General features: G+C 57.6%; 1 protein-coding gene. It reads right to left on the reverse strand.

All coding sequences use genetic code 11. From position 1 onward, the window contains the following. Nucleotides 1-294 (reverse strand): SulP family inorganic anion transporter (locus A3730_RS13055; RefSeq protein ID WP_197477475.1); only part of this gene is annotated, 294 nt, incomplete at its 3' end. Nucleotides 295-906 lie beyond the last annotated feature (612 nt).

Consider the following 906-nt stretch of genomic DNA (forward strand, 5'->3'; position numbering starts at 1 on the left):
TGCGCCAGTGAGCACCGTGGCTGCCAGCAGGTATTGCAAGCCGTGGTCGGCCACCAGCGTCACCATCACCAGCGCCATGGCGCCAGTGGCTGCAGAAATCATCCCCGGGCGCCCGCCGAAGAAGGCCGTCACCACGGCAATACAGAAAGAGGCATACAAACCCACTTTCGGGTCCACGCCGGCAATGATGGAGAAGGCAATCGCCTCCGGGATCAACGCAAGCGCCACAACGGCCCCTGCCAGCAAGTCGCCACGGACGTTACTGAACCAGTCCTGCTGAATCGTTCGAAGCATGGATTTCAATCCTGTGTTTGGAAATAACAAGCAAAGGCTGCGCAGCGGCAGCAATAAAATACGAAGAACGGCGCCAACAGGCACCGCACGGCAAAGCCATGTAGGGAGGGCGCCAGGGAACCTCTAAAAAACTCCTTACATGCTCAGTCTTTCAGGCTGGTTCACAATCTAGGCGCAATTTTGAAGGTGTCCCCTCAAGGGGGATCGAGATATGTCGATCCATCGAGAAATTGCAACAACGAGTGTGGGCCAGCCTGAAAGACCCAAAGGGCGAGGCCTGAAGCGCCCATCTGCTGCGCCTTGCCTCTAGGAAAGGGAACCACCCTGTCCGTTGAGACAAAACACAACAGCTGCACGCTTCAGGTCTCGCTGAGCACGCAAGGAGTTTTTTAGATGTTCCCTAGGGCGGACTCAGCCGTGTTTGGGTCATTATGAACACCCGGAGTAGTGAGGAAATGCGCGGATTCTAGCAGAACGCCCCCGGCAATTACAGGCAGCCCCGGCCGGCTCATCACATCAGCAGCACCTCACCACTACGCCCGGTCGGCGCAACATGCGATAATCGCCCCTGTGTTACCGCCACCGCGGCCGTCGTGAAGGCCTCCAATCATA

The organism is Alcanivorax sp. HI0044 (genome assembly GCF_001634945.1).